We start from the raw sequence: 9,266 nt of genomic DNA on the forward strand, positions 1-9,266 counted from the left end.
GCCGATGGTATGATCCGGGCGGACACAGTCTCCGTTTTGATGATCGCTTCATGCAGTCGAGTTTCGGGCCGCGGCGGATTCATCGATTTCCACGAACGGCCATCGCCTCGGCCTGTCTTCTGCTGCTCGTCCGCGTCGCAGGCGCCGAACCGGTCGGCAAGCCGGCGGTGACGCCGGCCGCGCAACACGCCGAGCCGGCGCGAGCGGAAGCACCTCATCCGAAGCCGAATATCGGAGAGAACAATGTGGAGGCCGATCGATCGGCATCGGAGCGTCAATCCGCATCCTCTCCATCTCCGACGCCACCGCAACCGGACCCAAAGCTCGATGGGCCGCAACAATATTGCAAGGCACTGGAGGAGACCGCATTAAGGAACGGCTTGCCGGCGGATTTCCTTGTCCGACTGATTTGGCAGGAGAGCAATTTCGATCCCGGCTCGGTCAGCCGGGCTGGCGCCCAGGGGATCGCCCAATTCATGCCCGGCACTGCGCGCTGGCGCGGTCTGGCTGATCCGTTCGAGCCGTTGCCTGCCTTGCAGGAATCGGCTCGCTGGCTCCGCGAGCTGCGCGCGCGGTTTGGCAATCTCGGCCTTGCGGCGGCTGCTTATAATGGTGGTCCACGGCGCGTCCAGGATTGGTTGGCCGGACGCGGAAACCTGCCGGGCGAAACACGCGCCTATGTCAGGATCATTACCGGCAAGTCGGCCGAGGAATGGGCGCAGGGTTCGGTCGAGGATCGCGTCCACACGGATGCCGCCATGGCCTGCGGCGACATCGTGCGCGGCATGCTCGTCAGGGCGTTGCCCGCGAGCCCAAAGGAGTCCGCGACAATTGCACAGCAGGCTGCGTGGGGACCTTGGGGACTTCAATTGGCCGGCGGCCCGTCGCAATCGAGGGTGCTCGCCGATTACCAGCAACTGCAGAAACGATTTGCATCGGTGCTGGGCGATCGTGCGCCGCTCGTTCTGAGATCGCACATGGCCGGGCCGGGCTCGGCCACCTGGTATCTGCTGCGGGTCGCCGAGACCTCCCGCGAGCGAGCCAACCAGCTGTGCGCGCGACTTGAGGCGATCGGCGGGCGCTGCCTCGTGTTTAGAAACTAGGTGATGCGCGTTGCGTCTTCAGCGCAGTGACTTCGCAAGTTCTCAATCACTGGCGGCGCAACGCATTCGGTGTTGTCCCGGCGAAGGCCGGGACCCATTACCACAAGTGGTCATTGTTGCACGTCGTCGGAACGGCGAGTCCCGTTCACGATTATCTGCTGCGGCGCATGGGTCCCGGCCTTCGCCGGGACGACAGTTGTGAATGTGGCGCGGCCTAACGACCCAAACGGGGAGATCTCACCCCGCCAGCACTGCATCCGCGCCGGTCACCGCCTCGGCGCTTTCGGTCACGGTCTTCTCCAGCGACGGCGCCTGCACGGAGATGTTCTCGGCGAAGAAGCGCGCCAATGCGACGTAGCGCTGTGGCTCGGCTTCGCCGTTCGCCTTGGCGGCGAGCGCCTCGCCGGCGAGCATGCAGCCGCCGAGCGTCGCGCCGAACAGCCGCAGATAGGGTGTCGCGCCGGCCAGCGCATCGTTCGGCGCGGAGGCCAGCCGCTCGAGCAGCCATTTGCTGCTGCGCTCGAGCGCGGCGTGGGCATCGCGCAGCTTGGCGCCGGTGGTGCCGAACGCCGGATCGTTGGAGGTCTCGACCTGCTTGATGGTCGAGGCGAGCTCGTCGAGCAGCGCCCACACCGAAGCGCCGCCATTGGCGCCGAGCTTGCGGGTGACGAGGTCGATCGACTGGATGCCGTTGGTGCCTTCATAGATCGAGGTGATGCGGGCATCGCGGTAATGCTGCGCGGCGCCGGTCTCCTCGATGAAGCCCATGCCGCCATGGACCTGCACGCCGAGATAGGCGACCTCGTTGCCGACATCGGTGGAGAACGCCTTCGCGATCGGGGTCAGCAGCGCGCCGCGTGCTGCCGCGTCGGCGCGCACCTTGGCGTCCTTGGCGCGCACCGAGACGTCGAGCGCGACCGCGGTGGCGTAGCAGATCGTGCGCGCCGCCGCCGTCATGCTGCGCATTTGCATCAGCATGCGCTTGACGTCGGGATGCACGATGATCGGATCCATCCCGTCGCCCTTGTGGCCGACCGCCTTGCCCTGCTTGCGCTCCTGCGCATAGGCCAGCGCCTGCTGATAGGCGCGGTCGGCAATGCCGACACCTTCGAGGCCGACGCCGAGCCGGGCCTGGTTCATCATCGTGAACATGCAGCGCATGCCCGCGTTTTCCTCGCCGATCAAAAAGCCGATCGCGCCGCCCTTGTCGCCCATCGTCATGGTGCAGGTCGGCGAGGCGTGCATGCCGAGCTTGTGCTCGACGCCGCTCGCGTGGATGTCGTTGCGTTCGCCGAGCGAGCCGTCGGCATTGACCATGAACTTGGGAACAAGAAAGAGCGAAATTCCCTTGGTGCCGGCAGGGGCATCGGGCAAGCGCGCGAGCACGAAATGCACGATGTTGTCGGTCATGTCGTGTTCGCCATAGGTGATGAATATCTTGGTGCCCTTGATGCGATAGGTGCCGTCGGAGGCGCGTTCAGCGCGGGTGCGCAGCGCGCCGACGTCGGAGCCGGCATTGGGCTCGGTGAGCTGCATTGTGCCGGTCCATTCGCCGGTGACGAGCTTCTCGAGATAGATCTTCTTCAGCTCGGCGCTGCCATGCGCATCGAGCGCCTCGATCGCAGACAGCGTCAGCAGCGGGCAGAGGCCGAAGGCGACATTGGATGCGCTCCAGATCTCGGTGCAGGCGGCGTTGATCGCGAGCGGCAGGCCCTGGCCGCCGAATGCTTCCGGTCCGGACACCGCGTTCCATCCCGCGGCGGTCCAGCGCTGATAGGCGTCGGGCCAGCCAGGTGCGGTGGTCACCTTGCCGTTGTCGAGCTTGATGCCGTGCTCGTCGCCGACCTTGTTCAGCGGCGCCAGCACATCGGAGGCGAACTTGCCGGCTTCCTCCAGCACCGCGGCGGTGATGTCGCCGTCGAAATCGCCGTAGTGGCCGGCCTCGACGGCGGCAGCAAGCCCCGCACCATGATTGAGGGACAAGAGAATATCGTTGATCGGCGCACGGTAGGTCATGGCGTTACTCCCGACGAGGCGTTTGCGAATTGTCATCCCATGAAACCGGCGGGCTCTCAACTGTCCGAACGGACATCGCACGGTCTGTTTCGGCCACCGCGGCGGCGCTATGTAATGGGAGTGCCGTCATCATCCCTGGGCTTTCGTGCCTTTTCGATCGCCGCCCTGTTGAAATGGCGGGACTCACCCTATAGACCGGCGTGGCCTTCAATCGGCGCGTTGGGGCGTAGCCAAGCGGTAAGGCAGCGGATTTTGATTCCGCCATTCGGAGGTTCGATCCCTCCCGCCCCAGCCAAGCTAACGCTTTGATTATTCAGGCGGATTTTGATGGTTCTTGTTGTGTGTTCTGAACGCTGTCCGCAGTCGCATTCTGAACGTCTGTTGCCATTTGGTTCGCGAGCAGGTGCGCATGCCGCTTCCGAGTCGCGGACAGCATGCGGGCTTCGGTCCGTTTGGCATACCCGGCATAGCTCTCCCGGGTCCGGTGCGCGGACAGGGCGCGACCCTGTCCTTCGGTGAGTTCCGCCTCCTCGAGCTCGGTCATCCCGCCGTGTCGGCAAGCATCCAGGGTGAACTCCTTGGGCAGCCCGATGTCTTTCCTCATCCGCTGGACGATCTTTTGCATGCCGGAGAACGAGTAGGGCTTCGAGACGGATTTTTGATCGTCGTCCGAGGCGCGGCGCTGGCGGGGCACGATCTCGCGTAGGATCATCGGTACGCCGCGGCGCGTCAGCTTACCCAGCACTCCCTCGGCTTCCTCGTAGAATTTTACGACCTCACCGGTGGCCAAGCGCTCTTCCAGGGGATGGTCGATCACGGCACCGGTTTTGTGGTGTTCGATCCGAATGGTCGGCTTGGGCCCGGCTCGGTACCCGCTCCATTTGATGTGGCCGGCTATCACGTTTTCCGGGCGCTGCAACCACTCGAAGCAGATTACAGCTGCTGCTGCGCATTCCGGCTCGCCGCGCTCCACGCAGCCATGCGCGAACATGTAGACCTGCTCGCGCGTCACCGCGTGCTTCACGAGCTTGATCCGGGTCGCCATGGTAACGCCCATCCACGGATTTGGAACGTCCTGGGGAAACTCGGCCGGATGCAGGCGGTGAACCACGCGCCAGGCTTTGCGGCAGAGCACGATCAGCTTTTCGGCGGTCCTGAGCCGGTTGCCCTTTCCACCCCTGACGAACGTGTCATACAGCTTGTCGGCGCTTAGTGGTGTCACTGACTTGATCGGCCGGCTGCCCACGCGATCGCCGCGCTTGGTCGGCGTGTCGCAGATCTCGCGCATGTTCCATTCGTAGTTTCGGCGCGACCGTGGCTTGACCTTCTCTAGGTACGCGCGGCTCTGCCGATATTCACGGAAGAGCCAGTCGATTGTACCGATGCGTGGCGCTGCTTCGCTCGAGACCGGGAGTCCTTTGCGGGCATCCATCCATTCATCGAACAGGCCGTTCAACGTTTCTGCCCGGCTGCCTTCTCCGCAAGCCTTGGCATAGTCGGTGCCCAAGGGCTCATTCGGTACCGGGCAGCCCATTTTCCGATAGCGTGTCGGGACATTGTAATAGAACGCCGTCCGACCGTTCGCCAGCACCTTCGGGATAACGTGACGAGGCAGTTCCACGCTCACAAATCCTCGGCGAGGTCGCCGGGAACGAGGTGCGGAGCTATCGCCCGGTCCAGATCGTCTCTCAACCACAGCTGGCGTCGTCCTTCTTTGATCCGTGGTTGAGGATACTCGATGCCGACTCGTTTGAGAAATGCTTCGACGGAAGATTCTCCGCAGTATCCAGCTGCGATTGCCGCAGGCATACGGCGGGGCCAAGAACCGATCGGAATGATGGCAGAGCGTCGCATCGCGCAAACCAAAACGCTGACGTCACATGAAGTAGATTATGAGTGGCGCTGGGAACGACGACGATTGCGTGCTCATGGAAGAGTCTATTCGGTGCTTGTTCTAGGGGCGAGCTATTGATCGCAATTAAACATCGCGCAGGGAAATTGCTCAACTGCTGGCAAAGCTAAGTTGCTGCATCTTCCGCCCAAGTCAGGCCGCTTGCGGCGCCCCCGGTATCACTAGCCGCTGTTAGGTCAAGCCGATCATATTCGTGTCATCTCTCTGCTTGCTTCGGATCGGTTGCGTGGGCGCGTGCGGCTGTCGCCCCAGCGGGCTCTCGTAAACCAAGCCGCACGGAGTCTCGGCATTCGGCTTCGATCCCTCGCGCACGTAAGAGAGTATAATGTGTCGCTCGCCGGAGGCACTCGCCCGCGGGCCCCGCCGGCATTGCATGCCAGCGTCGTTATCACTGTCCCGCGCTCGGGTGCCTTGTTAACCGGTCTCGCGACTGCAGTCGCCTCGGTGCCCGCGGGCATTGCAAGCCCGCGTCGCTATCACTGCCCTGTCGTCGGCTGCCCTTTTGATCTTGTCACTCTTGGCTTGATTTCACTTCTTTCGGGTTGCGCAGCGTTCTCATCGTCGAGGCTATGGGGCGCTGCCCCTCGCGCGCGCCAGGGTGAAGCGCCGGCCGGCGCCGACCCGAGCGGTCTCCCCGGTCTTCCGCGCTGTTCTCGCTCTGACAACGTTGGACGACATGGGCGCACGCTTGTGCAGACCCGCTTCTTGCGAAGCGACCCTTCGGGCGGGCGATCCCCCTCCGCTCGGGTCGCCCTGGCACTTGCTACCCCTGGTCTCGCCGACGGGCAGGGGCGCAGGCGCGGAGTGCGCCCTGCACCCATGGAAGCAAAAGGAAGAATGATCATGTCGGCCAAAACATTTGGAATACCTGATGGAACAGAGGTTCGCATTCCTCTCGGCAAGCTCAAGAAGTCGCCGAAGAATGCGCGCAAGACGCCGCATAGCGAGGCGGCGATCGAGGCGTTGGCGGCGAGCATCGCCGCCAAAGGCATCCTGCAGAATCTGGTGGTTGAACCGGAGGTCGATGGCGAGGGGGCGGCGACGGGGTTCTTTTGCGTGACCATCGGCGAGGGCAGGCGGCTGGCCCAGCTGTTGAGGGTCAAGCGAAAGGAGATCAAGAAAAACGAACCGATCCGCTGCGTCATCGATATCGCGAACGACCCTCACGAGATCAGCCTGGACGAGAATGTCACCCGGGAGAAGATGCATCCGGCCGATGAGTTCGAGGCATTCAGGAAGCTCGCGGACGAGCGCGGACTCGGTGTGGAGGAGATCGCGACCCGCTTCGGCGTCACCGCGCATGTGGTGCGGCAACGCCTGCGGCTCGGCGCGGTATCGCCCAAATTGGTGCAGCTCTATCGCGACGGCGAGCTGACGCTCGAGCAGCTGATGGCGTTTGCCATCACGGATGATCATGGCCGGCAGGAAGCCGTCTATGAGCGCCTGCCCTTCGACCCGGATGCTGCCACTATCCGCCGTCTGCTCACCCAGTCCCACGTTGCTGCCACGGATCGGCGAGCGCGTTTCGTTGGGCTCGAGGCCTATACAGAGGCGGGCGGCACGGTGCTGCGCGACCTCTTTACCGAGGATTGCGGCGGCTATCTGGAAGACGTCTCGCTGCTCGATCTATTGGTGACCGCAAGGCTCGGCCGCGAGGCGGACAACCTGCGAGCGGCCGAGGGATGGCGGTGGACGGAAGCCCATCTCGACTTCCCGCATGCCCACGGGATGCGCCGGGTCTACCCGCATCCGGTCGAGCTGTCGGCGGAAGATCAGGCCTCCCTTCAGGCGGTCCAGACCGAGCTCGACCGGCTGACCGAACAGCATCAGACGGCCGAGGAACTGCCCGACGACGTGGACGCGCGGTTCGGCGAGCTGGAGACTGAGATCGAGCGGCTGGAGGCAAAGCGGCAGGCCTACGATCCCGCCGACGTCGCGCGCGGCGGCGCCTTCGTGGTCCTCAATCACGACGGCACGGTGCGGGTCGAGCGGGGTTTCATCCGCCCCGAGGACGAGAAACCCCACGCTGAAACCGGGCATGAAGGCGACGCTCAGGCAGCGAAAGAGGAAGGCGAAGGAGGCGTCGAAGCTGCGCACGACGGTGAAGAAGAGGAGAGTGCCAGCGACGAGGAGGACGAGGATCAACGGCTGTCTGACACGCTCGTTCGGGACCTCACCGCGCATCGCACCTTGGGGCTGCGCCTCAATCTGAGTGAGCAGCCGGACGTCGCCATCGTCGCGGTGACCCATGCGTTGGCGGCTCAGATTTTCTATTTCGGGGCCAATGCCCATGTGGCCGGCATCCAACCGGTGAAGACGGATTTGGCTGTGCATGCGGTCGGAATCGAGGACACGGCGGCCGGTAAGGCATGGTCGGATCGCCATGCCAATTGGGCCAGGCAGATGCCCAAGGACCCCAGCGGGCTCTGGGAATTCTTGACTGGACTTGACCACGACAGCCGCATGTCCCTGTTCGCGCATTGCGCGGCATTGACCGTCAATGCGGTCAAACTGCCATTCGACCGGAGGCCGTGCGCCCTCGCGGCAGCCCGGCATTTGGCCGAGGCCGTGGCCCTCGACATGACCGGATACTGGCGGCCGACGGTGCGGAGCTATCTCGGCCGCGTCACCAAAGCGGGCATTCTTGAAGCGGTCCGCGAAGGCGTGAACGAGGAGGCGGCTGGGCGCTTGTCGGGCGTGAAAAAGGCCGAGATGGCGGCGGCCGCCGAGCAGCTGCTGGCGTCGACTGGCTGGCTGCCGTCGCTGCTGCGCACCGCCAGAGCAGAGGATCGGGCCCATGCGCCAGATGGGGCGGAGGGCAACGATTCCTGCCTGGAAGCTGCGCAGTAGGAGGTGAGCCGGGGTCGTAACGACGGCCCCGGCAAGCTCCAAATTTGCGGCCGCGCACCTGACGGTGCGCGGCTGGTTCAGTTGAAGCGAAGCGGCGATTGCCGACGCTGGCCACTTCTCGAATGGGGGGCTACGATCCGTCCAAGCCACGGCCGCTTGCCACGCCGGGTGGCTGTGTCCTGCTTCCTTTTGTGAGGACCAAGCGATCAGGCTGGGAGCTTGATCGTGTCCGGACCTTCGCCGTCGAGAGCGCAAAGCGGCGGATAATTCTGGCGGCGACGCCGGTTCCTTATGCAAAAAATGCGGGTGGGTTCGCGGTCATTTGCCCGGCCGTCGTCCTGCGATTGATGCGCAGACGTTGGTTTTTCCCGATCGATCTCGCCGTTGCCCGATGCTGCGCCGGGCGTTAGCAGCGATGAAAATCCCCATCAGTTCGCGCACGGGCTCGCGTCCAACGCACCCTCGAATGGGCTGATCAGGCCCGGGTGACGGCAAGAGCCTCGATCGCCCTCCCGCAACAGCTCACGCCTGCTTTTTTCCCCTGCCGGCCTGACGGCGGCATTCCTCGCGCAAGACAAAAAAGCAGGCTTTCGCCATCCTCCGCTGGCGCTGCGGGCCTTACGGCTGCGGGCCGATCGCTCCCCGGGCCAAGGACAGCCATCGAGGCTGCGATGGGCGCGGCCCGAGCAACAGAGGAAGATTACCATGGCGACCATCGGCACCTTCAACGCTTCGGACAACGGCTACACGGGCTCGATCAAGACGCTGACGCTGAACATCAAGGCCAAGTTCACGGCCTCCGAGAAGGACAACGACAAGGCTCCCGACTATCGCATCTTCGCAGGTGTCACCGAATTCGGAGCCGCCTGGAAGAAGACCGTCCGCGACAGCGACCGCGAATATCTCTCGGTCAAGCTCGATGATCCGAGCTTCCCGGCGCCGATCTATGCCTCGCTGGTCAAGGTCGAAGGCGAGGAGGGTTTCAGCCTGATCTGGTCGCGCCGCAGCGGCGACTGATCGCATCCGATCATCGGCCCCGCCTCTTCGGAGGCGGGGCTGTTTTGCGTGCTTACACCGCTTCGAGAAAGAGAAGAGGAGCATTTTTGCGTTCGGAAGACGGGCTTCGCCACGCGGAAAATTGCGATCAATCGGACTGATTTTGGATTGGTGTCTTGGGGTGAGCGATCGGAAATTCGCGCGGGTTTGAGTGCGAATTTTCTATCGCCGGAGCGTTACTGCGACAGCTTCCAAGAGCGACGACGCCCTCTTGCTGTAGCGAAATTGTGTTGTTGATGAGCGTGGCATCCTGCGCGGCGCATCGGAATTTTCGCGGCCGGCAACGCTGCGTGGCGTCGATGCAAGGACCTTGTTACGGCAGAGAAAGG

Annotated in this window: 5 protein-coding genes and 1 tRNA gene; 4 read left to right on the plus strand and 2 right to left on the minus strand. The window is 63.7% G+C overall.

What is annotated here, in order from left to right; genetic code table 11:
- Positions 1–167 precede the first annotated feature (167 nt).
- On the plus strand, positions 168–1,103 hold the full coding sequence (locus tag AC628_RS31755) for a lytic transglycosylase domain-containing protein (protein ID WP_168193491.1): 936 nt from the start codon (positions 168–170) through the stop codon (positions 1,101–1,103).
- Between the two features lie 237 nt (positions 1,104–1,340).
- On the opposite strand, the gene AC628_RS31760 is transcribed toward AC628_RS31755, so the two are convergent.
- A complete protein-coding gene (locus tag AC628_RS31760) occupies positions 1,341–3,119 on the minus strand; it encodes an acyl-CoA dehydrogenase family protein (RefSeq protein ID WP_074130700.1) in 1,779 nt (592 codons plus the stop codon).
- Positions 3,120–3,339: 220 nt separating this feature from the next.
- Here AC628_RS31760 and AC628_RS31765 point away from each other — a divergent pair.
- A tRNA-Gln gene (locus tag AC628_RS31765) sits at positions 3,340–3,414 on the plus strand.
- 18 nt (positions 3,415–3,432) lie between these two features.
- Here the strand turns inward: AC628_RS31765 and AC628_RS31770 are convergent.
- Positions 3,433–4,740 carry a site-specific integrase gene (locus AC628_RS31770; RefSeq protein ID WP_143201902.1) on the minus strand — a complete coding sequence of 436 codons (1,308 nt, stop codon included), beginning with the start codon at positions 4,738–4,740 and terminating at the stop codon, positions 3,433–3,435.
- Positions 4,741–5,868: 1,128 nt separating this feature from the next.
- Between AC628_RS31770 and AC628_RS31775 the strand changes: the two genes are divergently transcribed.
- Entirely contained in the window at positions 5,869–7,881 is a 2,013-nt protein-coding gene (locus tag AC628_RS31775; protein ID WP_083633223.1) for a ParB/RepB/Spo0J family partition protein, read from the plus strand.
- A gap of 705 nt (positions 7,882–8,586) precedes the next feature.
- A complete protein-coding gene (locus tag AC628_RS31780) occupies positions 8,587–8,898 on the plus strand; it encodes a DUF736 domain-containing protein (protein WP_074130702.1) in 312 nt (103 codons plus the stop codon).
- The last annotated feature ends 368 nt before the right edge of the window (positions 8,899–9,266 follow it).

Origin of the sequence: Bradyrhizobium sp. NAS96.2, from assembly GCF_001908235.1 — a bacterium.
Taxonomy (GTDB): domain Bacteria; phylum Pseudomonadota; class Alphaproteobacteria; order Rhizobiales; family Xanthobacteraceae; genus Bradyrhizobium.